The sequence below is a fragment of the Palleronia pontilimi genome, assembly GCF_016412875.1.
Lineage (GTDB): Bacteria > Pseudomonadota > Alphaproteobacteria > Rhodobacterales > Rhodobacteraceae > Palleronia > Palleronia pontilimi.
Window position 1 is genome coordinate 241788 of record NZ_JAEKPD010000008.1, and the last position, 25707, is coordinate 267494.

General features: G+C 65.6%; 25 protein-coding genes. 9 read left to right on the forward strand and 16 right to left on the reverse strand.

Annotated elements, in window-relative coordinates:
- Positions 1-132: 132 nt before the first annotated feature.
- From ILP92_RS09965 to ILP92_RS09975, 3 genes are read right to left on the reverse strand one after another with little or no spacing between them, the layout of a single operon-like run.
- A complete protein-coding gene (locus tag ILP92_RS09965) occupies positions 133-882 on the reverse strand; it encodes a glutamine amidotransferase (protein WP_198916228.1) in 750 nt (249 codons plus the stop codon).
- Positions 879-2039, reverse strand: coding sequence for a M20 aminoacylase family protein (locus ILP92_RS09970; protein ID WP_198916229.1), 1161 nt, complete (start codon positions 2037-2039; stop codon positions 879-881). Before ILP92_RS09970 ends, ILP92_RS09965 begins: the two co-directional genes overlap by 4 nt.
- A gap of 45 nt (positions 2040-2084) precedes the next feature.
- Positions 2085-3437 (reverse strand): NAD(P)/FAD-dependent oxidoreductase, encoded by a 1353-nt coding sequence (locus ILP92_RS09975; RefSeq protein ID WP_198916230.1) that lies wholly within the window; start codon positions 3435-3437, stop codon positions 2085-2087.
- A gap of 83 nt (positions 3438-3520) precedes the next feature.
- Between ILP92_RS09975 and ILP92_RS09980 the strand changes: the two genes are divergently transcribed.
- Complete coding sequence (locus ILP92_RS09980) at positions 3521-4915, forward strand: MATE family efflux transporter (protein WP_235971299.1); 1395 nt, start codon at positions 3521-3523, stop codon at positions 4913-4915.
- A 1-nt stretch (position 4916) separates the two neighbouring features.
- Here ILP92_RS09980 and ILP92_RS09985 read toward each other — a convergent pair whose 3' ends face one another.
- The 5 genes from ILP92_RS09985 to aceE all read right to left on the reverse strand — a co-directional run bounded on the left by ILP92_RS09985 (position 4917) and on the right by aceE (position 12750).
- Positions 4917-6197, reverse strand: coding sequence for a DUF3422 family protein (locus ILP92_RS09985; protein WP_198916231.1), 1281 nt, complete (start codon positions 6195-6197; stop codon positions 4917-4919).
- A 123-nt stretch (positions 6198-6320) separates the two neighbouring features.
- Entirely contained in the window at positions 6321-6818 is a 498-nt protein-coding gene (locus tag ILP92_RS09990) for a phasin family protein (protein ID WP_198916232.1), read from the reverse strand.
- Positions 6819-6965: 147 nt separating this feature from the next.
- Positions 6966-8729: a dihydrolipoyl dehydrogenase gene (gene lpdA / locus ILP92_RS09995; RefSeq protein WP_198916233.1), complete on the reverse strand. Its 1764-nt coding sequence runs from the start codon at positions 8727-8729 to the stop codon at positions 6966-6968.
- A 16-nt stretch (positions 8730-8745) separates the two neighbouring features.
- A complete protein-coding gene (locus ILP92_RS10000) occupies positions 8746-10065 on the reverse strand; it encodes a 2-oxo acid dehydrogenase subunit E2 (protein ID WP_198916234.1) in 1320 nt (439 codons plus the stop codon).
- 30 nt (positions 10066-10095) lie between these two features.
- Positions 10096-12750, reverse strand: coding sequence for a pyruvate dehydrogenase (acetyl-transferring), homodimeric type (aceE, locus tag ILP92_RS10005; RefSeq protein WP_198916235.1), 2655 nt, complete (start codon positions 12748-12750; stop codon positions 10096-10098).
- A gap of 321 nt (positions 12751-13071) precedes the next feature.
- Between aceE and hisB the strand changes: the two genes are divergently transcribed.
- Positions 13072-13659: an imidazoleglycerol-phosphate dehydratase HisB gene (gene hisB, locus ILP92_RS10010; protein WP_198916236.1), complete on the forward strand. Its 588-nt coding sequence runs from the start codon at positions 13072-13074 to the stop codon at positions 13657-13659.
- Between the two features lie 49 nt (positions 13660-13708).
- On the forward strand, positions 13709-14350 hold the full coding sequence (hisH, locus tag ILP92_RS10015; RefSeq protein WP_198916237.1) for an imidazole glycerol phosphate synthase subunit HisH: 642 nt from the start codon (positions 13709-13711) through the stop codon (positions 14348-14350).
- 278 nt (positions 14351-14628) lie between these two features.
- Here the strand turns inward: hisH and ILP92_RS10020 are convergent, their stop codons facing one another.
- A complete protein-coding gene (locus ILP92_RS10020; protein WP_198916238.1) occupies positions 14629-15450 on the reverse strand; it encodes an alpha/beta fold hydrolase in 822 nt (273 codons plus the stop codon).
- Between the two features lie 64 nt (positions 15451-15514).
- Positions 15515-15904, reverse strand: a complete 390-nt coding sequence (locus ILP92_RS10025) for a DUF2147 domain-containing protein (protein WP_198916239.1) — start codon at positions 15902-15904, stop codon at positions 15515-15517.
- 139 nt (positions 15905-16043) lie between these two features.
- Here ILP92_RS10025 and hisA point away from each other — a divergent pair, with 139 nt between their 5' ends.
- A complete protein-coding gene (gene hisA / locus ILP92_RS10030) occupies positions 16044-16763 on the forward strand; it encodes a 1-(5-phosphoribosyl)-5-[(5-phosphoribosylamino)methylideneamino]imidazole-4-carboxamide isomerase (protein WP_198916240.1) in 720 nt (239 codons plus the stop codon).
- A 55-nt stretch (positions 16764-16818) separates the two neighbouring features.
- Here the strand turns inward: hisA and ILP92_RS18725 are convergent, their stop codons facing one another.
- Both ILP92_RS18725 and ILP92_RS10035 read right to left on the reverse strand, forming a co-directional pair.
- Entirely contained in the window at positions 16819-16950 is a 132-nt protein-coding gene (locus tag ILP92_RS18725; RefSeq protein ID WP_268968523.1) for a hypothetical protein, read from the reverse strand.
- A gap of 119 nt (positions 16951-17069) precedes the next feature.
- Complete coding sequence (locus ILP92_RS10035) at positions 17070-17510, reverse strand: DUF302 domain-containing protein (RefSeq protein WP_198916241.1); 441 nt, start codon at positions 17508-17510, stop codon at positions 17070-17072.
- A gap of 89 nt (positions 17511-17599) precedes the next feature.
- On the opposite strand from ILP92_RS10035, the gene hisF reads away from it, so the two are divergent.
- Together hisF and ILP92_RS10045 are read left to right on the forward strand one after the other, a co-directional pair.
- A complete protein-coding gene (hisF, locus tag ILP92_RS10040) occupies positions 17600-18361 on the forward strand; it encodes an imidazole glycerol phosphate synthase subunit HisF (RefSeq protein WP_198916242.1) in 762 nt (253 codons plus the stop codon).
- Positions 18358-18666, forward strand: coding sequence for a phosphoribosyl-ATP diphosphatase (locus ILP92_RS10045; protein WP_198916243.1), 309 nt, complete (start codon positions 18358-18360; stop codon positions 18664-18666). Before hisF ends, ILP92_RS10045 begins: the two co-directional genes overlap by 4 nt.
- A 156-nt stretch (positions 18667-18822) precedes the next feature.
- Here the strand turns inward: ILP92_RS10045 and ILP92_RS10050 are convergent, their stop codons facing one another.
- The 3 genes from ILP92_RS10050 to xylF all read right to left on the reverse strand — a co-directional run bounded on the left by ILP92_RS10050 (position 18823) and on the right by xylF (position 22097).
- Positions 18823-19587 (reverse strand): ATP-binding cassette domain-containing protein, encoded by a 765-nt coding sequence (locus tag ILP92_RS10050; RefSeq protein ID WP_198916244.1) that lies wholly within the window; start codon positions 19585-19587, stop codon positions 18823-18825.
- Between the two features lie 11 nt (positions 19588-19598).
- Positions 19599-20930, reverse strand: coding sequence for a sugar ABC transporter permease (locus ILP92_RS10055; RefSeq protein ID WP_198916245.1), 1332 nt, complete (start codon positions 20928-20930; stop codon positions 19599-19601).
- Between the two features lie 132 nt (positions 20931-21062).
- Entirely contained in the window at positions 21063-22097 is a 1035-nt protein-coding gene (gene xylF / locus ILP92_RS10060) for a D-xylose ABC transporter substrate-binding protein (protein WP_198916246.1), read from the reverse strand.
- Between the two features lie 194 nt (positions 22098-22291).
- On the opposite strand from xylF, the gene ILP92_RS10065 reads away from it, so the two are divergent.
- Both ILP92_RS10065 and ILP92_RS10070 read left to right on the forward strand, forming a co-directional pair.
- Positions 22292-23596, forward strand: coding sequence for an ROK family transcriptional regulator (locus ILP92_RS10065; protein ID WP_198916247.1), 1305 nt, complete (start codon positions 22292-22294; stop codon positions 23594-23596).
- Positions 23593-25095, forward strand: coding sequence for a CRTAC1 family protein (locus ILP92_RS10070; RefSeq protein WP_198916248.1), 1503 nt, complete (start codon positions 23593-23595; stop codon positions 25093-25095). The genes ILP92_RS10065 and ILP92_RS10070 overlap by 4 nt, the downstream gene beginning before the upstream one ends.
- Before the next feature lie 15 nt (positions 25096-25110).
- On the opposite strand, the gene ILP92_RS10075 is transcribed toward ILP92_RS10070, so the two are convergent.
- Positions 25111-25458 carry a DoxX family protein gene (locus ILP92_RS10075; protein WP_368667865.1) on the reverse strand — a complete coding sequence of 116 codons (348 nt, stop codon included), beginning with the start codon at positions 25456-25458 and terminating at the stop codon, positions 25111-25113.
- A 64-nt stretch (positions 25459-25522) separates the two neighbouring features.
- On the opposite strand from ILP92_RS10075, the gene ILP92_RS10080 reads away from it, so the two are divergent.
- Entirely contained in the window at positions 25523-25666 is a 144-nt protein-coding gene (locus tag ILP92_RS10080) for a hypothetical protein (RefSeq protein ID WP_198916250.1), read from the forward strand.
- The last annotated feature ends 41 nt before the right edge of the window (positions 25667-25707 follow it).

The window sequence follows — 25707 nt, forward strand, 5'->3', positions numbered from 1 at the left end:
TCCTCCCGGCGCAACGATCCCGGGCGCGGCGCGCCCTTCCCCATCTTTGTTCTTCCAAATATCCCGGCGCACCACCGGCAACCTGAACCGCATGTCGAGCTGTGCACGACCCTTTCGCAATCGCCCTATCCGCTAACCGACATCCGCGCGGCAATAGCGCCGCGTGAAATTCGCCAGCACCCGGTGCGATGCGTCCACGGGTTCCGACCGCGCCACGGCGATCATTGCCTCGGCTTCGTCCGGTGCGAAATAGCCGCGATCCGCGTAGACCCCGATCCGCAGCGCGAAGCTGTCGCCGTCGGCCTCGGGGTGGAATTGCGTGGCGTAGACGTGTCGGCCAAAGCGGATCATCTGGAACGGGCAGGCATCTGCGCTCACGAGGTGGGCGCAGCCCTCGGGCAATTCCTGCACCGCTTCCTTGTGGGCCACCAGAGCGCCGAAACGATCCGGCACACCTGCCAGCAGCGGGTCTGCCTGGCCGTCCTCGGTCACCTCGCAGCGGGCGATGGACACGGGCTCGGACCAGCGGTCCTTCGACACGCGCGCGCCCAGGAAATCGGCAAGCCCGCCGATCCCGTAGCATATACCCAGGAACGGCAGGTCGCGGCCGCAGATCTCGGTCAGAAGGCCCCGCAGCGCCGCCACGATCCTTGCTTCCTCGTCCGACTGGACCGATTGCGGATCCGACACGCATGCGGGCCCACCGCCCATGATCGTCGCCGACACGTCGTCCAGCGACAGCCCGTCCGGCAACCCTTCGCGCTCGAGCCGGACGCGCAATGTGTCGGACGCGGACAATCCCCCGCGCGTCAGGATCGCGTCGAATTCCTCGTCGGCGGCCAGATCCTCGGGCCGTCCCTGCAACACGAGGACCGGTTTCACGAGACAGGTAAACGCTGCTCGACAATCCCGGCCCACCAGGAGCAGCCCGCGGGAATGGCGTCGTCGTTGAAATCGTATTGGGGATGATGGACCGGCGCCGTGGCGCCGTTGCCCACCAGGATATAGGCGCCGGGCCTCGCGTTCAGCATGAAGGCGAAATCTTCGCCCCCCATCACCAACGGCGCCTCGTCGCAGGTGCCCGCGACGGAGGCCGCTACTTCGGCCGCGAAGGCCGCCTGCGCGTCATGGTTGACCATCACGGGGTAATTGCGCTGGTAGTCCACGCGCGCCGTAGCCCCGAAGCCCGCCGCGACGCCATCGCAGATCGCCGTCAGACGCGCTTCGGCCAGGTCACGCATCTTGTCCGACAGGGTCCGCACCGTGCCCTTCAGCGCCACCCGTTGCGCGATGACGTTGTAGGCTTTGGACGACGACTCGATCGACGTGACGCTGACCACGATCTGGTCGACCGGGTCCGCGTTGCGCGATGCGATGGATTGCAGGGCGGTGACGATATGGCTGGCCACCAACGTGCTGTCCACGGTCTCGTGCGGCTTGGCGGCGTGGCCGCCCTTCCCTTCGACCACGATGTCGAACACGTCCGTCGCCGCGAAGAACGGTCCCGGCCGGATCGCGAAACTGCCCACCTCCATGCCGGGCCAGTTGTGCATCCCGTAAACCTCTTCGATGTCCCACCGCTCCATGATGCCGTCTTCGACCATCTCGCGCCCGCCACCGCCGCCCTCTTCGGCGGGCTGGAATATGACCGCCACGCGCCCCGCGAAATTGCGTGTCTCGGCCAGGTATTTCGCCGCCCCGAGCAGCATCGACGTATGCCCGTCATGGCCGCAGGCATGCATCTTGCCATCGGTCTGGCTGGCATGGGCGGCCCCGGTCTGTTCCTGGATCGGCAGCGCGTCCATGTCCGCGCGCAGCCCGATGGTGCGGTCGCCGGGCCCCTTTCCGTCGATGATCCCGACCACGCCGGTGCGCCCCAAACCTTCGACCACTTCGTCACAACCGAAGGCGCGCAGGCGTTCGGCGACCAGTCCCGCGGTGCGTTGGGTGTCGAACTGCAGCTCGGGGTGGCGGTGCAGATCGTGGCGCCATTCGATGATCTCGGGCAGCATTTCGGCGAAGCGGTTCTTGATGGGCATGGGCGCGGCTCCTTTGGCGGGCAGGATGAAGCAGCCCGCCCGCGCTCACAAGTGGGGGCCGGGCCGGATCGGCGTGCCGTCACTGAACCGGGTGATGCGAAAGCGGCTAAGGTCCAGCCCCGGATCGCGGCCCAGAGCCAAATCCGCCGCGACGCGTCCCACCCCCGGACCGATCCCGAAGCCGTGCCCCGACAAGCCGGTCAGCACCACCAGGCCGGGCAAGTCCGGCGCTTCGTCGATGATCGGCACGAGGTCCGGCATGGAATCGATCATTCCCGCCCAGGCGCGCTTCACCTTCACGGCCGGAAGCTTCGGGAACGCCTGGCGGAAGCGACGGAGCGCGCCTTTCACATGCGCGGCGTTGGGCGCCGGGTCGAGCACGCGCATCCGCTCGAACGGCGTCTCGTCGTCCGCCGACCAGCTTCGCGCCGTGCCCCATGCGTCGGGATAACCGGCCGGTGCCTTGGGCCGCAGCCCGGTGGACAACACGTCGTCCTTCACCACCGGCCAGAACTTGCCCATATGCCGCAGCGCGTCCGGCCCCATCAGGAAGTCGTGTTGCGCCGAGGCGGCCAGCGAATACCCCCCATCCGCGCGCCTGCGAAATGCCACGCGGTCGTCCGCCGCCTGTCCGCCGAACACGTCGCCCACCGGCTCGGTGGCGCAGACCGTGGCCCGCACCGACAGTTGCGGTACGTCGATCCCGTGGGCGCGCAGGAACAGCGACGACCACGCGCCACCGCAAAGCACCGCCCGGTCGCAGGCGATGCGCCCCCGTTCGGTCACCACGCCGCGCACCCGCCCGTCCGTCACGTCGAGCCGCCGCACCGCGCAATCCTCGACGATGGTCACACCCGCGCGCACCGCCGCGCGCGCCAGGGCGGGCACCGCGACCCACGGCTCGGCGCACATGTCCGACGCGGTCCAGAGCGCGCCGCGCCAGCCTTCGGCCGCCCCGGGCATCCGGTCGCGCAGCTCGGCCGCGCCAAGCATCTTCGTATCCAGCCCATGCGCGCTGGCATGGGGCAACCAGGCCTCGTAGCGCGCCTGGTCCGACGCGTGGCGCATCAGGTAGAATGTTCCGGTCTGCCGCAGCCCGAGATCCTCGTTCGTTTCGGCCTGAATCGCCTGCCAGTGGCGCACCGCTTCCATGACCAGCGGCAGCTCGTCGGGGTCGCGGCCCTGCTGGCGGATCCAGCCCCAGTTGCGCGACGATTGCTCGCCCGCCACGCGGCCTTTTTCGCACAAGACAACCCTTGCGCCCGCCTTGGCCGCGAACCACGCGCACATGACCCCCGCCACGCCGCCGCCGATGACGACAAGGTCGGCGGCACCGGGCAGCGGGCCGGAATGCTCGGGCGGCTGATTTAGGGAGACGGGGCCGGACGGGATGCGCATCGGAACACCATGGCCCGCCCGGCGTTGCCATGCAACGTCCCGGCACGCGGCCAGGTCGCGTGGATATCGAAGGACGAAATTGCATGGCCAAGGGCGACAGAGACCTGACCACGGGATCGGTGCGCCGCGCCGTCGTCGTGGTGTCGCTGCCGATGGTATTCGGCATCCTCGGCGTGATCTCGGTGGGCCTTGCCGATGCCTATTTCCTGGGCCGCGTGGGCCAGGCCGAGCTGGCCGCGGTCGGCTTCTTCTTCCCCGTCGCCACGGCCGTCACGTCCCTGTCCATCGGTCTGAGCGCAGGCGTCAACGCCGCCTTGAGCCAGACCATCGGGCGCGGTGAGGAGGACAGCCACACGAACCGCGTCGCGTTCCACGCGCTGGGGCTCGGGCTGGCCATCGCCACCCTTGTCGGACTGACTTTGTGGGCGGTCGACGGCTGGATCTTCCGGCTGATGGGTGCCACCGACGCGACGCTGCCCGAGATAGCGGATTACATGTTCTACTGGTGCCTGTCCTTCCCGTTGCTGGTGACGTCGATGTTGCTGGGGTCGATGTTCCGCGCCCATGGCAACGCCATCACGGCGTCGATCATCATGGCGGCGCAGTCGGTCTTCAACATCGCGCTCGACCCGGTGCTGATCTTCGGGCTTGGACCGTTCGCGGAAATGGGCACCGGTGGTGCAGGACTGGCCACGCTGCTCGCGCGGCTGCTGGCGGTGATCGGGGGGCTGATCTGGGCGTTCCGGCAGGGCTATATCACGATCTGCACCAAGCCCATGAAGGGGCTCTGGTCCAGCGCGAAACAGATCTTCGAGGTGGGCCTGCCCGCCGCCTTTTCGAACGCGATCAACCCTATGGGCATGGCCGCCGTCACGGCGGCCGTCGCGACCTTGGGCGAAGCTGCGGTCGCAGGGTATGGTGCGGCCACCCGCATCCAGACGCTGGCGCTGGTGCCGATGCTGGCGCTGTCATCGGGCATCGGGCCCGTGATCGGCCAGAACTGGGGCGCGGACGAAAAGAGCCGTGTCCGCGGTGCCATGCGCTTCACCTTCCTGATCTGCTTGGGCTACGGAGCCGTTCTTGGCGCCACCTTGCTGATTTTCGGTGAAACCTTCGCGGGCTTCATCGCCTCTGGCCCGGAAGATACCGCCTTCGCCACCACCTATCTGCGGATCGTGGGGTTCAGCCTGTTCGGCTACGGCGTGCTCGTGACGGCGAACGCAGCGATGAATGCGCGCTCGAAAGCGACGTTCTCGATGGGTCTGAGCCTGGGGCGCATATTCCTGCTCTACATCCCGCTGGCCTGGGCGCTGGTCGCGCTGATGGGGTTCACCGGCATTGCCATCGCCGCCGCCACGGCCAACGTGGTCGCCGCCTGCGCCGCGCTGATCCTGACTCGCGCCACCGGGATCCTGGGCCTCGACGTGGCGGTCGTCCGCGTGCCCGGCGACAGGCTTGCCAAGGCAACCGATACCTAAGCTACTCGATCTTGCGGCGGACCCGGCGTACCAGATACCAGACCCCCAGTACGACGACGGGCACCAGGAAGGCGGTGCCGACGGCCTTGGACACGCCGCCCGCGTCGAAAACCGGCGTGGCGACATAGACCACCAGGCTCAGCGCGTAGTAGCTGATCGCCACCACCGACAAGCCCTCGACCGTGCGCTGCAGGCGCAGCTGCAGATCCGCGCGGCGGTCCATGCTTTCCAGCAGATGCTGGTTCTGGGCCGAGCGCTCGACATCGACCCGGGTGCGCAGCAGGTCGCCCGCGCGCAGCGCGCGTTCGGACATCTCGTGCAGGCGGCTGCGGGTGGCCGTGACGGTCCGCATGGCCGGATCGAAGCGGCGCATCATGAATTCGGCGAAGGTCTGCCGCCCGCCCAGCGTCCGTTCGCGCAGCACCGAGATCCGCTGGTTGACCAGCGCCTCGTAGGCGCCTGTCGCACCGAACCGGAACGAGGTCTGCGCCAGGATCGTCTCTAGCTCGGCCGAGACTTCGAGCAGCGCCTTCAGCGTCGCCTCGGACCGCGCATCCTTTCCGGTCATGTCGTCCATCAGCCGCGTCAGGTTCTGGTCCAGCGCACCAAGCAGCGGCGACAGGTCGCGGACCCGTTGCAACCCCAGCATGGACATGGCCTTGTAGGTCTCGATCTCGCACAGCCGCTGCACGACGCGGCCCACCCGGCGCGAGCCGATGTCGGGCGCGGTGAACACCGCCATGCGCATGTGCCCGGCCGAATCGACCCGGAAATCGCTGGCGATCAGGGCGCTGTCGTCCAGCACCAGGCTGGCCGCCAGGCTTTCGGGGACGAACCAGTCCGCCAGGTGACGTTTCACGGTTTCGTCGTCGGGCCGCTCTTCCACCCGGATCAGCGCCGAGGTCAGCCGCGCGCCCGGCGCGTTGGCCAACCAGTCATCGGGGAAGACATCGAACACGCCTGGATCGAAGGGCCGGTCTGCCACACCGTTCCCGAAGATCGTGTAGGTGACGAACTCGGTATGCTGCTCCCATTTCAGCTCGAACTTGCCGATCTGGCCGAACCAGTGGGTGGCGTTTTCCTTGGGGTGCTGCGCGCCGAACCGGTCCAGAAGCGCGATCAGGTGCGCGCGGTCCGCGGCACGGTCGCGGCTGGCCGCGTCTTCGGGCTGCTTGATCGCCAGGTAGGCGGCGAAACACGGGGCGTTCAGGGATGGAAACGGACGCGCGTGCAGCTCGTTGGCCAGCGCGTATCGCAGGGGATGATCCTTGATGGCGGGCATGGCATCGCTTTCCGGGCTAAGTCGCTTTGCATGAACCTATGCCGGAAAGACGAAAAGGAAACGCTGAAAATTCAGCGTTTCCCATGACTTAGTGGAATACAGCGGTATGCCGCGGTGGTTCGGTCAGGCTTTCTTGGCGCTGTTGACCGCCTTTTTCGCGGTCTCTTCGACCTTCTTGGCGGCGTCGCTCATGTGGCTTTGGACCATCTTGAAGGCTTCTTCGTTGGACTTGCGCGCCTCGTCGGCCATCTTGCGCATCATCTTCAGCGCCTCTTCCACCGCGTCGTTCATGGCGGCGGTCTTGGCCTTCATCTGCTCGGGGCCCGCGTTCTTCTCGATCCAGTCATACTGCTCGCGCGCCTTGTCGGTCATCTGGTTGAAGACGTCCATCTGCTTGTCGATCATGTCCTTGTAGGCCTCGGCGGCGGCCTTGTTGGCATCGGCCATGGCGTCGAAGTTGCGCTGGTTGGCGCGGATCACTTCTTCCATGTCGAACATGTTCTGCTGGGGCTGTTGGAAGGCGGCCATCATGTTCTGCGGATCCCACATCTTGCGGATCTGCTCGGGATCGAACGCCTTCATGTACTGGCTCATGTCAAAGGGGTTTTTGTGTTCGGCCATGGTGTCTGTCCTTCTTTGTCTTGGTTGGTCGATGCGGCAAGAAGCCACTGATTTACCCTTGTAATGGTAGGGCGCATGCAAGCAAAATCAACAGCTTGGCAAAGCTTTGGGAGCGCGCGTCGAAGCGGTGCACGCCCCCGGACTGCTCTATTTCTTCTTGGGCGGCATCAGGTCGGTGATGGTGCCCTCGAACATCTCGGCCGCGAAGTTCACCGTTTCCGACAGGGTCGGGTGCGGGTGAATGGTGTGGCCCAGATCAACGGCATCTGCCCCCATCTCGATGGCCAGCGCCACTTCCGAGATCAGGTCACCCGCATTGGTGCCCACGATCGAGCCGCCGATGACCCGGTCGTCTTCGGGATCGAAGATCAGCTTAGTCAGACCTTCCGAGCGACCGTTCGACAAGGCCCGGCCCGACGCGGCCCAGGGGAAGACGCCCTTGTGGATCTTCATGCCCTTTTCCTTGGCCTCGTTTTCGGTCACGCCGACCCAGGCCACTTCCGGGTCGGTATAGGCCACGGACGGGATCACCATCGCGTCGAAGGCGCGCTTGTGGCCCGCGCAGACCTCGGCGGCGACCTTGCCTTCGTGCACCGCCTTGTGCGCCAGCATGGGCTGGCCCACCACGTCACCGATGGCGAAGATGTGGTTGACATTGGTGCGCTGCTGGTGATCGGCCTCGATGAAGCCGCGGTCGGTCACCTTCACGCCGGCTTTTTCCGCCTTGCAGGTGGCGCCCAGCGGGCGGCGACCCACCGCGACCAGCATCTTGTCGAACATCTCGGACGATTCGTTGCCGTCGGCATCCTCGAACATGACCTTCAGCCCGTTCTTCTGGGCCTTCACATCCGTGACCTTGGTCTTCAGCTTGATCGCCTTCAGACGCTTTTCCATCCGCTTGTGCAGCGGCTTGACCACGTCCTTGTCGGCGCCGGGCAGGATCTGGTCCATCATCTCGACGACCGTCACCTCGGAGCCGAGCGCGTCATAGACCGTCGCCATCTCGAAGCCGATGATGCCGCCACCGAGCACGCACATCTTCTTGGGGATCGGATCCAGCTCCAGCGCGCCGGTGCTGTCGACGATCCGCTCGTCGTCGTGGGGGATGAACGGCAGCTCGACGGGGGTCGAGCCCACGGCGATGATGCATTGGTCGAAGGTCACGGTCTTGGTGCCGTCGTCGGTCTGGACGTCGATGGAATTGGCGCCCGAGAACTCGCCCCAGCCATTGACGATCTTCACCTTGCGCTGCTTGGCGAGGCCGCTCAGGCCGCCGGTCAGCTGCTTGACCACGCCATCCTTCCACGACCGCAGCTCGTCCGCGTCGACCTTGGTCTTGCCGAAGCTGATGCCGTGCTGCGACATCTCTTCGGTTTCGGTAATGACCTTGGCGGCGTGCAGCAGGGCTTTCGACGGGATGCAGCCCACGTTCAGGCAGACGCCGCCGATGGTCGAGTAGCGTTCGATCAGGATCACGTCCTTGCCCAGATCCGCCGCGCGGAACGCAGCGGTGTAGCCACCGGGACCCGAGCCCAGCACCACCACTTCGGCATGCATGTCGCCCGACCCCGAGGACGTGCCCTTGGCTGCCTTGGGCGCGGGGGTGTCGTCCTTCTTCTCGGATGTCTCGGGCTTGGCGTCGCCGCCGCCCGATCCGCCGCCACTGTCCGAGCCGCTTTCGGCCTCTTCGAAGACCATGATCACGTCGCCTTCGGTGACGGTGTCGCCTTCCTTGACCTTGATCTCCTTGACGGTGCCGGCCTGCGGGCTGGGCACTTCCATGGTGGCCTTGTCCGATTCCAGCTCGATTAGCGGGTCTTCCGCTTCGATCTTGTCACCGACGCTGACCAGGACGGCCACGACCGGCACATCCTTGAAATCGCCGATGTCGGGAAGTTTGATATCTGCCATTCTGTCGCTTCCCTCTTTACAGCATCAGACGGCGGGGATCCGCCATCAGGTAGGCCAGGCGCGCGGCGAATTTCGCCGCCAGGGCGCCATCGATCGCACGGTGATCGTAGCTCAGGCTCATCGGCAGCGTCTTTTGCGGCACGAATTCCTCGCCGTTCCAGATGGGCTTCATCCAGTACTTGGTCAGACCCAGGATGGCGACTTCGGGCGCGTTGACGATAGGCGTGAAGCTGGTGCCGCCGATGCCGCCCAGGCTCGAGATCGTGAAGGTCGCGCCTTTCATGTCGTCGCCCTTCAGCTTGCCGTCGCGCGCGGCCGCCGACAGATCGCCCAGCTCCTTGCTGATCTCGACGATGCCCTTCTTGTCGGCATCCTTGATTACCGGGACCATCAGCCCGTTCGGCGTGTCCGCCGCGAAGCCGATATTGTAGAAGTTCTTCCTGATCAGCTTGTCGCCGTCGGGATGGAGCGAGCTGTTGAACTGCCAATGCGTCTTCAGCGCCGACACGCTGGCCTTGACGACGAAGGACAGCAGCGTGACGCGGTAGCCTTCTTCCTTTGCCTGGGTGTCGAGCTCTTTGCGGTAGTCGTCGGTGACGTCGATATTGGCGTCTTCATTGTGCGTCACGTGCGGGATGTTCAGCCACGAGCGGTGCAGCGCGGGGCCCGAGATCTTCTGGATCCGGGTCATCTCGACGTTTTCGACGGGGCCAAACTTGCTGAAATCGACCTCGGGGATGGGCGGGATGCCCATGCCGCCCTGGGCGCCCTTTCCGCCCGCGGCCGCCTGGCCGCCGGACTGCGCTTTCAACGCCTTTTCAACGTCTTCGCGCAGAATACGGCCCTTGCGGCCGGTGCCGTTGACCTGCCGCAGATCCACGTCGACATGCCGCGCGAAAGCGCGGACGCTGGGCGAGGCGTGGAACTTGTCGCTTCCGGTGTCGACGACGGTGTTGCTTTGCGGCTCGGGCGCGGCCGACTGGCTTTTCTGACCGCCGTCGCCGTAACCTTCCTGGCCGCCGCCCTTGGCTTCGGCCTTTTCTTCCTTCTCCTCTTCCTCGCCTCCGCCGCTGGCATCGCCGCTGTCGCCACCGCCTTCATCGGCTTCTTCGATGAGCAGGATCACCGTGCCTTCCTGGGCGGTGTCGCCTTCCTTCAGCTTCATTTCCTTGACGGTGCCCGCATGGCTTGACGGCACTTCCATCGTCGCCTTGTCGGATTCAAGCTCGATCAGGGGATCTTCCTTCTCGATCTTGTCGCCTTCCTTGACCAGCACGGCCACCACGGGAACGTCGTCGAAATCACCAATATCTGGAACTTTAACTTCAGTCGCCATATCTTTTTTTTCCTTTACCTATTGGTGTCTTCAGACCAGCCGGGGATTGGGCTTGTCGCCGTCGATCTCGTATTTCTTCAACGCCTTCTCCATGTCCTTCTTGGTCACGTGACCTTCCTTGTAGAGCTCGTGCATCGCGCAGGCCGCGATGTGGTTGCTGTCCACCTCGAAGAAGCGGCGCAGGTTCACGCGGCTGTCGGACCGACCGAAGCCGTCGGTGCCCAGAACCGTGAAGGGCTGTTCGACGAAGCCGCGGATCTGCTCGGCGAAGTTCTTCATATAGTCGGTCGCGACAACGATCGGGCCCTTCGCGTTCTGCAGGGTCTGCGTGACGTACGGCACCTTGGGGTCCGCGAACGGGTTCAGCCGGTTCTGACGGACGCAATCCTGCCCCTCGCGCGCGAGTTCGGTGAAGGACGTGGCCGACCAGATGTCGCTGGTGACGTCGAAATCTTCCTTCAGCATCTCGGCCGCCTTGATTGCCTGCACCAGGATCGTGCCCGAGCCCATCAGGTTGACGTGCTTCTTGCCGGGCTTGTCGGTCTTCCTGAAGCGGTAAAGGCCCTTCAGGATGCCTTCCTCGCTGCCCATGGGCATTTCGGGGTGGTGGTAGTTCTCGTTCATCAGGGTCAGGTAGAAATACACGTCCTCCTGATCCACGAACATGCGCTGCAGTCCGTTCTGCACGATCACCGCGACCTCGTAGCCGAAGGTGGGGTCGTAGCTGATGCAGTTCGGGACGGTCGAGGACAGGATATGGCTGTGACCGTCCTCGTGCTGCAGGCCCTCGCCGTTCAGCGTGGTACGTCCCGCGGTGCCGCCCAGAAGGAAGCCGCGCGCGCGGCTGTCGCCCGCGGCCCAGGCCAAGTCGCCCACGCGCTGGAAGCCGAACATCGAGTAGTAGATGTAGAACGGGATCATCGGCACGCCGTGGGTCGAATAGGACGTGGCCGCCGCGATCCAGTCGGCCATGGCGCCCGCTTCGTTGATGCCTTCCTGCAGCACCTGGCCGTCCAGCGCTTCCTTGTAGTAGGACATCTGGTCGCGATCTTCGGGCGTGTAGTTCTGGCCCAGCGGATTGTAGATGCCGACCGAGCGGAACAGACCCTCCATCCCGAAGGTGCGCGATTCGTCTGGCACGATGGGCACGATGCGCTCGCCGATCTTCTTGTCGCGCAGCAGCGTGGTCAGCACGCGCACGAAGGCCATGGTCGAGCTGAATTCGCGATCCCCGCTGTCCTGCAACTCGCGCTTGAACGCGTCGAGCTTCGGGATTTCCAGCGACGGGCTGTCGGTGAAGCGTGCGGGGAACGGTCCACCAAGTTCCTTGCGGCGGTCGGCCAGGTACGCCTTCTGCGCGTTGTTGAGCGAGATGAAGGGCGCCTTCTTCGCGTCCTCGTCGCTCAGGTCGATCTTGAAGCGATCGCGGAACGCCAGAAGCTGCTCGTCGTCCAGTTTCTTCTGCTGGTGGGTCGTGTTCTGACCTTCGCCGGCCTTGCCCATGCCGTAGCCCTTGACCGTCTTGATGAGCAGGCAGGTGGGCTTGCCCTCGACCTCGGTGGCGCGCTTGTAGGCGGTATAGACCTTCTGCGGGTCGTGGCCGCCGCGGCGCAGCTGCCACAGATCCTCGTCGCTCCAGTCTTCGACCAGGGCGGCGGTTTCGGGATACTTGCCGAAGAAATGTTCGCGGATATAGGCGCCGTCCTTCGAGCGCAGCGTCTGGTAGTCGCCGTCCACCGTCTCGTCCATGAGCTGGCGCAGCTTGCCAGAGACATCACGCTCGAGCAGGTCGTCCCAGCCGCGGCCCCAGAGTGTCTTGATGACTTCCCAGCCCGCGCCGCGGAAGCTGCCTTCCAGTTCCTGCACGATCTTGTGGTTGCCGCGCACCGGGCCGTCGAGCCGCTGGAGGTTGCAGTTGATGACGAAGATCAGGTTGTCCAACCCTTCGCGCGCGGCCAGGGAAATCGCGCCCAGGCTTTCCGGCTCGTCCATCTCGCCGTCGCCCAGGAAGGCCCAGACCTTGCGGTCGCCCATGTCGATATGGCCGCGGTTGTGCATGTATTTCATGAACCTGGCCTGGTAGATCGCCATGAGCGGTCCCAGTCCCATGGAAACTGTGGGGAACTGCCAGTAATCCGGCATCAGCCACGGGTGCGGATAGGACGACAGGCCGTTGCCGGCCACTTCGGAGCGGAAATTGATCAATTGCTCTTCGCTGATGCGCCCTTCCATGAAGGATCGCGCGTAGATGCCCGGGATGATGTGACCCTGGAAAAACACCAGGTCGCCGCCGTGGATCGAGGACTTGGCCCGCCAGAAGTGGTTCAGGCCGATATCGTACATCGCGGCCGAGGACGCGAAACTGGCGATGTGGCCGCCATACTCGGACGATTCCTTGTTGCGCCGCACGACCGTGGCCATGGCGTTCCAACGATTGATCGACCGGATGCGCTTTTCCATCTCGGCGTCGCCGGGGATTTCGAGCAGCTCGTCGGCCGGAATGGTGTTCTGGTAAGGGGTCGTCGCGCTGAAGGGCAGTTGCGCGCCGGCCGCCCGGGCCTGCTGCACGGCCTTGTCGAGCAGGAAATGCGCGCGATCGGGCCCGTCGCGGGCGATCACGTCCTCGATCGCCTCCTGCCATTCCTTCGATTCTACTGGATCGATGTCCGAGGGGTTGTCTTTCATGGCCTTGTCCCTTTGCGTCAGCGCGAAATCTAGCGGTCGGAAAGGACGGGTGCGCCCCCGAACTCAAGGGGGAATAAGGATGGATGCAGCCCGCGCGCCTCCCAACGCGACGAATACCACGGTGGGACCTAGACCTCCTAGAGCCCTCGTCCAGAAACCGCACGCCCGACCCGGCAAAACGATCGCCGGAACCGACAAGCTGTTGCCGGGCAAGATCAAATTCCAACGAAATGCGTCGGCCGACCGCAGCGGTCCTTTCCCATATGGCGCCATCGCCGTATAGCTCTGCCTGCCCGGCATCATACTGGAAGGATTGGGTCCATGCGCAGCGCGTCGATCACCCGCAAGACCAACGAGACCGACATCACCGTCATGGTCGATCTCGACGGCACCGGCACGTCCGACATGGCCACCGGCATCGGCTTTTTCGACCACATGCTCGACCAGCTGGCGCGGCATTCGCTGATCGACATGAAGATATCCTGCGCGGGCGATCTGCAGATCGACGATCACCATTCGGTCGAAGACGTGGGCATCACGCTGGGTCAGGCGCTGTCCCAGGCGCTCGGCGACAAGCGCGGCATCACGCGTTACGGGCAATGCGCCTTGCCGATGGACGATACGCTGGTGCAATGTGCGCTCGATCTGTCGGGGCGTCCGTGGCTGGGCTGGAATGTCGAGATGCCGACATCCAAGATCGGGACATTCGACACCGAACTGGTGCGCGAATTCTTCCAGGCGCTCAGCGCCCATGGCGGCATCACCCTGCACCTGGACCGGGTGCGCGGCTTCAACAGTCACCACATCGTCGAGGCCGCGTTCAAGGCGGTCGCTCGCGCGCTGCGACAGGCGGTCGAGCCCGATGTCCGGCGCACGGGCGCCGTGCCGTCGACCAAGGGCACGCTGTGAGCGACATCACGGTCATGGCGCGCGCGGTGGAAACCGGTGTTGTCCCGTCATGCTGACCGTGCTGATCGACACCGATAGCGGCAATTTGCACTCGGCCGAAAAGGCCTTCCAACGTATGGCCCGCGAGGTCGATGGCGGCACCGTTCTCGTGTCGTCGAAGCCCGAGGACGTCGCGCGCGCCGACCGTGTCGTGCTGCCGGGCGACGGTGCGTTCCCGGCCTGCCAGCGGGCTCTGTTCGCCGATCGCCGCGCGCTTTACGAGGCGCTGATCGACACGGTCGAACGCCGGGGGCGCCCATTCCTGGGGATCTGCGTCGGAATGCAGTTGATGGCGCGAAAAGGCCACGAATACGAGGAGGTTCCGGGCCTGGGCTGGATCGCGGCCGAGGTCGTCCGGATCACCCCATCGGACCCCGCGCTGAAGGTGCCGCATATGGGCTGGAACGATCTGGTCATTGACCGACCGCACCCGGTTCTGGACGGCATCGCCACCGGCGATCATGCCTATTTCGTCCATTCCTACCACATGGCGATGGACGATGCCGCGCAGCGGCTGGCCCATTGCGACTACGGCGGCGACATTACGGCCATCGTTGCGAACGCCAACCGCATCGGCACCCAGTTCCACCCCGAAAAAAGCCAAAGCGCGGGGTTGCGGCTGATCGCGAACTTTCTGAACTGGCGCCCGTAAGTTACCGAATACAGTGATAGATGTGCCGAAATCCGACACCGCCGTCGCGCCGGGTTTCCTTGAACTCCGCGCGCTTGCCGGATTGTCGGCAGGCACGCCTTGCGGCGGCGCGCGTCGCTTGACCCGGAACGGGCGTCGCGAGGTAGGTATCGATCTGGACGATTTGCGCAGGGGGCACGCGCCGTGCGTCCCCGCACGCCGCCAGGCCCAACGCCAAGATGATAATCGAACACCTCATGGCCGCGAGTGTGGCATCGGTCGGTTAAGATGTGCCTAAGTCAGTCGCCCAGGAATTTCAGAAGATCCTGGCTCACCCGCTCGGCATGGGTCGCAAGCACCCCGTGGGGCGCATCTTCGTACTCGATCAGGGTCGCGTCTTTGATCATGCTTGCGGCCTGTCGGCCCGACGGCGCGATGGGCACGATCTGGTCCCCGGTGCCGTGGATCACCAAGGTGGGAATGTCGAACGCCTTTAGATCGTCACGCATATCGGTCTTCCCGAACGCATCCACGCAGTCCAGCGTGGCCTTGGGCGAGCCCATCATCGCCATGCCGAACGTCCAGTCGAGGACACCCTGGCTGACGCCGCCCGCGTCGGTGTCCTGCCCGTAAAATCCGGTGGCGAAGTCGCGCAGGAATTGCGGCCGGTCCTTGCGCAGCCCGTCCTTCATCCCGGCAAAGACATCCGCGGGCACGCCGTCGGGATTGTCGTCGGTCTGCAGCATGTAGGGCACGATGGACGAGATCAGCACCGCGCTGCGCAGCTTGGCGGTGCCGTGGCGCCCGATGTAACGCGCGACTTCTCCGCCGCCCATCGAGAAGCCGACGATGGTGGCATCCCGCAAATCCAGCGCCTGGATGACCGAGCCCAGATCGTCGGACATGGTGTCGTAATCGTATCCGCCGAAGGGTTGGCCCGACCGGCCGAAGCCGCGACGGTCGTAGCTGATGACGCGAAAGCCCGCTTCGGCCAGGGTGACCGCCTGATGCTCCCAGCTATCGGCGTTCAGCGGCCAGCCGTGGATCAGGATCACTGGGCGACCCGCGCCCCAGTCCTTGACGTAAAGCTCGGTTCCGTCGGTGGTTTGAATGGTCGGCATGGATCGCGTCCCCCCGTTGAGCGTGTCGCATGACAACCCAACGGGGCAGAGCGAAACGCGTTCCTTACTGGACGCGCGCCCAGGTCTGGCTCGAGCACAGCAGACCGCCCGCGATGCAGCCCTTCAGCTGCAACCGCTCGCCCGCCAGCGTCATCTTGCCCAGGTAAATCTTGTTGTTGGACGGCCGCCAGACCTGCCCTTCGTAGGCGCCGCCGCCCTGGGGCGCCATCGAGCGCACGATCTGCTTGCCCTTGTTGGGCGAGTTGTATTCGCCGCTCGCGTTGAAGGTGCGCACGATTGTGCCGCACACCGCGCCGCCACAGGGGGCGAGTTGGACGTGGGCATAGGCGCCGTCGTCGACCTCGGTCTGCCAGATGCCCTCAGCCGGGTCGGCCTGAGCCGCGGTGGCGGCAAGCGAAAGACCGGCAATTGCGGCCAGAATAAAGTGTTTCATTCGTAACCTCCCGAAATGATGCGCCGAACATGGCTGCGGTTTCGCGATCCGCGCAAGTCTGACGTTGGGTCCCATTGCGCTTGGCCGCCCGGCTGGGCAAAAGGCCCGCGACAGAAGGCAAGAGACCGGAGCCCGCGCCATGATCCTTTACCCCGCCATCGACCTGAAGGACGGCCACTGCGTGCGACTTCTGCGCGGCGACATGGAGAACGCGACGGTCTTCGGTGAAGACCCGGCCGCCCAGGCGCGCGCGTTCCAGGACGCAGGCTGCCAGTGGCTGCACGTGGTCGATCTGAACGGAGCCTTCGCGGGCCGCCCCGTCAACGCGGGCGCGGTCGAAGCGATCCTGGCCGCCGTGGACGTGCCCACCCAGATGGGCGGCGGCATCCGCGACATGGCAACCATCGAGATGTGGCTGGACAAGGGCCTTGCCCGCGTGATCCTGGGCACGGTGGCGGTCGAAGACCCCGACCTGGTACGGCAAGCCGCGCGGGCCTTCCCGGGCAAGGTGGCCGTGGGCCTGGACGCGCGCAACGGCATGGTCGCGACCCGCGGGTGGGCGACCGAGACGGATATCCTCGTCACCGACCTGGCGAAATCGTTCCAGGACGCGGGCGTGGCGGCCATTATCTACACCGATATCGACCGCGACGGCGCGATGAAGGGCCCGAACGTGCCCGCGACCGCGGCGCTGGCCCGCGCCACCGACATCCCCGTCATCGCGTCGGGCGGGGTGTCATCCATGGACGACCTTCTGGCCCTGCGCGACACCGGCGTGATTTCGGGCGCGATTTCGGGCCGTGCGCTTTACGACGGCGCGCTGGACCTTACCGCCGCGCTGGACGCTCTAAGCCGGTAAGGGTCGCCGCGCGCCAGTGAAGGCGCGCGAACGATCGTTTCAGGCCGGAATGGGGTTACTGGGTTCCAGTCTCTTCCGTGGTGCCGCTCTCGGTCTCGGTGCCGCCGGCGTCACCGCCCTCTTCCTGGCAAGCAGCCAGACCGAGGATCGAGACGAGCGCGAAGATCGGGATCATGCGAAATATCATGGCAGCGTTCCTTGCATTGGCTCAAACGCCCCGTACCGCCATGGTCCGGGGCTGCAGAGCAACGTAGTCCCTGCCGGGCCCCATGGCGACGCGCGCCCGCGTGATCGGCGGCGGCTCGCCTATCCGCCCGCCGCGGCGGTCGCGAAATTGCTCAACGCCCCTTCCATCTTGCCCAGAACTTCCAGGTCGTCGTCCACGTCCAGGTCGTCGAAAGTCTCATCGACTTCTTCGTAGGCGACCCAGGTCTGCCCGTCGCCGTCGCCGTAGACCAAGATCTTCAGCGGCAGCTGCAAACCTGCCAACGGGTCGGCCTGCATCACCGGGGTGCCCAGCATGGGATTGCCGAAGATCAGAAGCTGGCTGTCGGGCAGGTCCATGTCGACGCTGGCGGCGCCTGCCCCGTGATCCACCTTGGCAAAGACCGTGGCGCCCGCGCCCTCGACCGCGCTTTCCAGCCGGGCCATGGCGTCGGCGACGGATCCTTGCGCCTCCATCCGTTGGTAGTCGGCCAAGGCGGGCGCGGCGACAAGGCAGGCGGCGGTCATCCAGATCGTTTTCATGAGCAAATCTCCCTTTGGCCATCAACATACCATGGATCGCGTTGTTCCCCCACTGGCGCACAGCGCGGCCGCGCGCTAGAAGCGGGCGCATGCTGAAGACCCGCATCATCCCCTGTCTCGACGTGGCCGACGGCCGCGTGGTCAAGGGCGTGAATTTCGTGGATCTGCGCGACGCGGGCGATCCCGTGGACGCCGCGATCGCCTACGACGCGGCGGGCGCGGACGAGCTGTGCTTTCTGGACATCCACGCCACGCATGAGAACCGCGGCACCATGTTCGATCTGGCCACCCGCACGGCCGAGCATTGTTTCATGCCGCTGACCATCGGCGGCGGCGTGCGAACGCACGACGACGTGCGGGCCCTGCTGCTGGCGGGTGCGGACAAGGTCAGCTTCAACTCCGCCGCCGTGGCGAACCCGGACGTGGTGGCCGAAGCCGCCGACCGCTTCGGGTCGCAATGCATCGTGGTGGCCATCGACGCCAAGGCCGTGGCGCCCGACCGGTGGGAGATCTTCACCCATGGCGGCCGCCGCCCGACCGGAATCGACGCGGTGGAGTTCGCGCGGACGGTCGTGGACAAGGGCGCGGGCGAAATCCTGCTGACCTCCATGGACCGCGACGGCACGCGGGCGGGATTCAACCTGCCAATGACCCGCGCGATCAGCGATGCCGTGTCGGTCCCGGTGATCGCGTCGGGCGGCGTCGGAACTCTCGATCACCTGGTCGAAGGCGTCACCAAGGGCGGCGCGTCGGCGGTGCTGGCCGCGTCGATCTTTCATTTCGGCGATTTCACCATCGCCGAGGCCAAGGCGCACATGGCCGCCGCGGGCATCCCCATGAGGCTGACATGAGCATCATTCACGACCTCGCCGCGACGATCGAGGCGCGCAAATCCGCCGATCCAGACAGCTCCTGGACCGCGGCGCTCTTGTCCAGGGGTCCCGAGAAATGCGCCGAGAAATTCGGCGAGGAAGCGGTCGAGGCGATCATCGAAGCGGTCAAGGGCGACCGCGCGCGCCTGACGTCAGAGGCCGCCGACACCCTCTATCATTTATTGGTCATGTGTATCGCCCGTGACGTCAGGCTAAGCGACATCGAAAACGAGTTGATCAGCCGCAGCATCCAGTCTGGACTTGACGAAAAGGCCGCTCGCTGACCGCCGCTTGCTTTTCTATGGGGAATATCCCGGGGCGTCCGAAAAGGGGGGCAGCGCTCCCTCTCACTGTCCCGCGTGTCAGCAGCGGCCCGCCAGTTCTGAGACCAAATTATCTCCGATGATCTGACTCAGATTATGTTGGCTAATCTGCGCCCCTCACGCGGCCTCGCGCTTGGGGTTCTTGCCCAGGATGATCATCGACAGGATGTCGTCCTCGGTCACGTCCTCGACCCGCTCGGTGCCGACCAGCGCGCCGTTCTTCATGACCGACACCCGGTCGCACAGGGCCATCATTTCGCGCGTGTCGTGGCTGATCAGGAAGATGCCCAGGCCCTGGGCCTTCAGCTCCTTGATGATCTCGGCCACCATCTCGGTCTCGTGCACGCCCAGCGCCGCGGTGGGTTCGTCCATGATGACGATCTTGGCGTCGAAATACACCGCCCGCGCGATCGCCACCGATTGCCGCTGGCCGCCCGACAGCGCCGACACCGGCACGCTGAATTTCTGGAAGTTGGGATTCAGCCGCGCCATGATCTTGCGCGTCTCGGATTCCATCGTGGCATCGTCCACCAGGCCCAGCCGGGTGGTCAGCTCGCGCCCCAGAAACAAGTTGGCGGCGGCGTCCAGGTTGTCGGCAAGCGCCAGCGTCTGGTAGATCGTCTCGATGTTGTAGTCGCGCGCATCGGCGGGGGTCTTGATGTCGGCCTTCTCGCCGTTGATCCAGATTTCGCCCGAATCCATCCGGTAGGCGCCTGCCAGGATCTTGATCAGCGTCGACTTGCCCGCGCCGTTATGGCCCAGCAATCCCACGACTTCGCCGGGATAGAGGTCGATCGAGACGTCATCGACCGCCTGCACGCCCCCGAACGAGATCGAGATGTTTCGCAGATCGACCAGCGGTGTGCCTTGGTTCTTGGCCATGATCGCTCTCCTTATTTCGAGTTGCGGCGATAGAGGATGTCGAGGAACACCGCGAGCACCAGGACCGAGCCCACGACCACCTGCTGCATGCCGGCGTCAAAGCCGATCAGCACCATGCCCGATTGCAAGGACTGCATCACGAGCGCGCCCAAGATAGCGCCGAAGACCGTGCCCACGCCACCAGCCAGCGACGTGCCACCGATGACGGCTGCGGCGATGACGTAAAGCTCGTCCAGTGTGCCAAGTGCGTTGGTGGCCGAGTTCAGGCGCGCTGACGCGACCACGGCCGAAAGACCGGCCAGGCCGCCCATAATGGCGAAGATCTTCACGGTCATCCATTGGGTATTGATCCCCGCCAATGCCGCCGCCTCGGGGTTGCCGCCGATGGCGAAGACGTAGCGGCCGAACCGGGTGCGGCGCAGAAGGACGGTCATGACGATGCCCACCGCCAGGAGGATCAGAACCGGGATCGCGAAGCCGTGGCTGATGAACAGGCCGCCCTCGGGGATCTCGATGCCCTCGGCTTGGGTGTAGCGGCGCACGATGCCGCGCGGCCAGGGGTAGGAATTGACCAGAAGCACGGCGCCGATGGCCACCGCGCAGCCGACGACGGCGATGAAGGTATCGGCCCAGACCGGGTGCTGGGGAAAGCGGAACTTGGTTCGCTGACGGCGTCCGTTCAGGACAAGCAAGACCACGGCCGCGCAGGCGATCAGACCGACGATCCAGCTGCCGGTCGCGCCGATTGCCCCGTAAGGCCCGCCGCCCAGCAGCGAAAACGTTTCGTCCACTGGCGAAATCGTCTCGCCCCGCGCGACCAGAAAGGCCGAGCCGCGCCAGACCAGCAGACCGCCAAGTGTCACGATGAAGGCCGGGATCGCACCATAGGCGATCAGTGCGCCCTGGAACGCGCCGATGCAGGCCCCCATCGCGATGCCGACCAGCACGGTGATGATCCAGATCGCCGGATGCCCCAGCCCCAGAAATTGCGGCAGGATGTTCACCTGCACGGTGCCCATGATGATGGCGCAGAACCCCAGGATCGATCCCACAGACAGGTCGATATGGCGGGTGATGATGACCAGCACCATGCCACAGGCCATGATCCCGATGGACGAGGTCTGGACGCTCAGGTTCCATAGATTGCGCGGCGTCAGGAAGGCGCCGAAATCATTCACGATCACGCCGTAGAGATGGAAGCCGGTCCAGATGATCAGCAGGGCGGCGACCATGCCGATCAGGCGGGTGTCGATCTCGGTCGCGGTCAGGAACTTTGTCCAGGCCGTCTTGCCCGTCTGCGTGGTGCCGGGATGGGCGGGGGCGTCTTGGGTGGCATCGCTCATGGGGGAAACCTCGCGCGGGTCGGTCCAGGGATCGCGGGGACCGGAATGCCGTCGAAACGGTCTGCGCCGGACACCGCAAGAAACAGGGATCCCGTCGCCGCCCCAAAAGGATGCGGCGACGGGGAAGGCCGCTTACTGGCAGGCCTCGACGCTGTCCATGGCGCCTTCGCAAGCCTGCTCTTTCGAGATGTGGCCCGCATCGATCACCAGGTTCAGGTTGTCTGCGGTGATCGGCGTGGGCTGCAGGAAGATGGCGTTCATCTCGACACCCTTCTCGCCACCCGACCAGGTCTCGGCGCCTTCGACCTCGGCCAGCGCCGTGCCGTCGGCCAGCGAAACCGCGATTTCGGCGGCGGCCTTGCCCAGGTCGTTGGAGTTCTTCCACACCGACACGGTCTGCGTGCCGCGCGCGACGCGGTTCAGCGCCGCCAGGTCGCCGTCCTGCCCGCCCACGGGAATATCCAGGCCTTGGGCGTTCAGCGCCGCGATGACGCCGCCGGCCATGCCGTCATTCTCGGCCAGGACCGCGTCCACCTCGTTGTTGTTGGCGGTCAGGATCTGCTCCATGTTGCGCTGGGCATTCTCGGGCTTCCAGCCGTCGGTGAAGGCTTCGCCGACGATGGTGATGTCGCCCGCTTCGATCTTCGGCGACAGCACTTCCATCATGCCTTCCAGCAGGAACAGCGCGTTGGGATCGCCCGAGTCACCCTTGATGATGGCGTAGTTGCCCTCGGGGGCTTCGGCCATCACGGTCTCGGCGATAATGCTGCCCACGCCCTTGTTGTCGAAGGTCAGGTAGAAGGCGCGCGGATCCTCGATCAGGCGGTCATAGCCCACCACCGGGATGCCTTCGTTGTCGGCCTGGTCGATCGCAGGACCGATGGCGTCCTTGTCCATGGCCAGGATGATCAGCGCGTCGGCGCCCTGGGCGATCAGCGCCTCGATGTCGGTCAGTTGCTTGGCGGCCGAGGCTTGCGCGTCGGACGAGATGTACTTGGCACCGGCTTCATCCAGCGCGGCCTTGATCGCGGCCTCGTCGGTTTTCCAGCGCTCTTCCTGGAAGTTGGACCAGCTGACGCCCACGGTGGGGCCTTCGTGTTCGGCGGCGAACGCCACCGAGGTGAGCGATGTGGACAGCGCGGCGGCCGCCAGAAGTGAAAGACGCATGTAATCCTCCCAGATGTTGTTTCGCCGGTTCAGCCGACGACCAGATTCTTGCGTAAGCCGAAGCATGGCGATATTTATTTCGCCTGTCAAAATAAATCCTTTGCCAAATGCCTATTTTTCCATACTCTGCGCAGGAAAGCTGTTCTGCGCTGCCGCATTATGCGGATCATTTTGCACATGCAGCAGGAATTAATATGGGCAATGAAAGAATAGCGACGGAAAGCGACGACACCGCTGCAGCGCAGCGACGTGGATGTGGCCCTTTGCATCCGCTGCGTGGGGATTCGGACGCGTCCGTCGCGCCCCTGCGCCAGCTGATCTTCGAATCGGTCCGGGCCGAAGGCGCGCTCAGCCGGGTCGAGATTGCCCGCAATCTCGGCGTCAGCCCGGCATCGGTCACGTCGGCCGCCAACGAGCTGATCGGAGCCGGCTATCTCGAGGAAATCACCGCGCCGCGCCGCGATGCCGAACCGACGGTGCGCGGCCGTCCGCCCGTGGCGCTGGCCGTGCAGGCGGGTGCCGGGCTCGTTGCGGGCCTGAAGATCGCTGCCGCGACCAATTCGGCGGTACTGCACGATTTCGCGGGCAACGCCATTGCCGACGTGACCGAGCCGGGCGTCGGCAATGCCGTCTCGCCGGACGCTTTCGATTCCATCGCCGACACCCTTCTGACCACGCTTCTTGACCGTGCGGGCCGCACCCGCGCCGAAGTGCATGCCGTGGGCCTGGGCCTGCCTGGCTTCATCGACAGCGCGGCGGGCACTGTGCTGTGGTCCGCGCTGCTGGACACCGCGCCCGTCGATCTGCGGGACCGGCTGGCCACGCGGCTGGGCGTGCCTGTGGTCATCGACAACGACGCCAACCTGCTGACGCTGGCCGAGTTGTGGTTCGGCGATGGCCGCGCCATGGGTAATTTCGCCGTCGTCACGATCGAGCACGGGGTGGGCATGGGGCTGGTTCTGAACAACCGGCTGTTCCGCGGCGCTCGCGGGCTGGGGACCGAGCTCGGCCACACGAAGGTGCAGCTTGACGGCGCGCTCTGCCGCTGTGGGCAGCGCGGCTGCCTGGAGGCTTACGTGGCCGATTACGCGCTGGTGCGCGAGGCCTCGACCGCGCTGGACTGGGATCCGTCCGAGCTTGTGGGATCGGGTCGGATGCTGGCCCAGCTCTACGAGCACGCCAAGTCCGGCGACCCTGCGGCGACGTCGATCTTCCGCCGCGCGGGTCGTTACCTGGCCGTGGGATTGGCGAACGTAATCAACCTGTTCGATCCCGAACTTATCATCCTGTCCGGCGAGCGGATGGAGTACGACTTCCTGTACGCCGACGAGGTTCTGGCCGAAATGGCACGCGCCGCGATCCAGGTGGACCGCCCGGCCCCGCGGGTCGAAATACATGCCTGGGGCGACCTGATCTGGGCGCGGGGCGCCGCGGCCCTGGCGCTCAGCCAGCTGACAGCCCAGCGCCTGGGCGCGCCGGGTGTGTTGGAGGATACATGATCCGCCTGGCCCTTCTGTGTCTCGCCGCGACCCCGGCGCTGGCCGACCCGATCTTCATCGACCGCGCGGGCGCCCTGCCCGCACCCCACGTCTATTCCGGTGGCTGGGCGCATTTCGTGGGCGGCGGGGTGGCGCTGATGGATTGCGACGGCGACACACGCCCGGATCTGTTCGCCGCCGGGGGCGAGGCTCCGGCGCTTCTGGCCCGCAACGTGACCCCGCCCGGCGGCGACATCGCCTTCGAGCCTGTGCCGATCGGCCCGCGCACGGGCGTCACGGGCGCCTACCCGCTCGATCTGGACGGCGACGAAAATATCGACCTGTTCGTGCTCCGCAACGGTGTGAACCGGGCGCTGTTGGGGAATGGTGATTGCACCTTCACCGATGGCACCGCCGCGCTGGGCCTGCCGCAGGACAGCGCCTGGACCACGGCTTTTAGTGCGACGTGGGAGGACGGCCAGGCGCGGCCCACCCTTGCCATCGGCAATTACGTCGACGCGGATGATCCCGACGGCCCCTTTGGCACGTGCGACGACAGCTGGCTGATCCGGCCCGAGGGCGACCGTTACGGTGCGGCCGAGCCGATCGCGCCCAGCTTCTGTCCGCTGTCGATGCTGATCTCGGACTGGCGGCGCGACGGCACACCGCTGCTGCGGATGTCCAACGACCGGCACTACCACATCAATCGTGGCTACGAGCAGATGTGGGATCTTTCGCCCCTGCGGGAATGGGAGATTTCAGACGACTGGCCGCGCCTGCGGCTCTGGGGCATGGGCATCGCCAGCGCCGACATCACCGGCGACGGGCTGGCCGAGGTGGTGCTGACATCCATGGGCGACCAGCTGATCCAGACGAACGACGGCAAGCGCTTCACCGCCCTGCCCTTCGGCGTCGGCACCTATGCCGCGCGGCCCTACACAGGCGATGACGGGCGCCCATCGACCGGCTGGCACGCCGAGTTCGCCGATTTCGACAACGACGCGCGGCTGGACCTGTTCATCGCCAAGGGCAACGTGGACCAGATGCTGGGCCTTGCCATGGCCGATCCCAACAATCTGCTGATGCAGCAGCCCGACGGCACCTTCGCCGAACGGGGCGACCTGGCGGGTATCGGAACCCCGCATCGGGCGCGCGGCGCGGCCATCGCCGACCTGAACGCCGACGGGCGGCTGGACCTCGTGGTGGTGAACCGCCGCGCGCCGCTGGAGATCTGGCAGAACGCCACGCCCGACACCGGCAACTGGCTGGAGGTCGAGCTGGCGCAACCGGGTGGCAATCCGCGCGCGGTGGGCGCCGTCATCGAGCTCAGGATCGGCGACCGCCTGCACACCCGCGAAATCACCGTGGGCGGCGGCCACGCTTCGGGCAGCGCGGTGGCCGCGCATTTCGGACTGGGCGATGCCGATCGGGCCGAGCTGCGCGTGACCTGGCCCGACGGCACGCAGGAGCCTTGGCGCGCGGTCGAGGCGAAAAGCCGCCTGACGATCGCGCGTGACTGATCCGCCGGGGCCGTCCTATCGGGGCGGCTGCGATCCCGCCAGCACCAGAAGCCCCCCGGCGATCGCCCAGTTCTTGACGAAGATCGACATCTGCCAGCCATCGGCGGGGATGAAATGGAAGACGCTCGTCACCATGCAGTAAGCCGCGAGCAACAGCGCCACCGGGCGTAGCCACAGCCCCGCGACGAGCGCCACGGCACCCAGCCCGTTGAAGACGAGCGCGGGCCAGACCAGCCAGCCCGGCAGGCCCATGCCCCGCAACAGCCCTTCGACCTGGCCCGGATCGACGGCCTTCTGCACGGCGCCCGCCGCGAACAGCGCGGCCAGCAGGACCCGCCCGACGATCTGCAAATAACGGCTCACCTGGTCTGGCCCTCTTTCGCGCGGCCTGCCATCGTGGCGCCGGGACAGACCGGGACGCCAGCCGATGACCAACACGATTGCCGCAAGCCTGGGCCTGCTCATCGCGGCCCTTCTTCTTGCTGACTACGCGCTGAACGATTTCGGCGCGAGCCTTTTCCTGGCCGCCCGGCTGGTCGACCTGATCCATACCCTTGCCTTCTGGCGGTAGGCGCGCCCGGTTGACGGCGCGCGCGGAATACATTGAAACCG